Source organism: Psychrobacter sp. TB20-MNA-CIBAN-0197 (genome assembly GCF_040309765.1).
GTDB lineage: Bacteria > Pseudomonadota > Gammaproteobacteria > Pseudomonadales > Moraxellaceae > Psychrobacter > Psychrobacter submarinus.
Window position 1 is genome coordinate 1 of the sequence record NZ_JBEOPC010000623.1, and the last position, 271, is coordinate 271.

Annotated in this window: 1 protein-coding gene; it reads left to right on the forward strand. The window is 40.6% G+C overall.

Translation table 11 applies throughout. From position 1 onward, the window contains the following. The coding region (locus AAEY83_RS15250) for a hypothetical protein (RefSeq protein WP_351060241.1) at positions 1 to 271 on the forward strand (271 nt) is incomplete at both ends.

Consider the following 271-nt stretch of genomic DNA (forward strand, 5'->3'; position numbering starts at 1 on the left):
GTTTATAACCATACAACATCGTCGGGTATTTGGGATAAGTCGGTATTTGACAAACTAGTACCGGGTTACTATCACCGTTATAACGAAGTAAGTGGTGAAATAGAGCGCTCAACGTGTTGTGAAAATACAGCCACAGAGCATGTAATGATGGATAAGTTTGTTAGCGATTCATTAGTTATTTTGGCACGCGAATTTGGTTACGACAGCTTTAGATTTGATGTAATGGGGCATATGCCAAAATCGTCAATTCTTGCAGCACGTGATGCAGTGC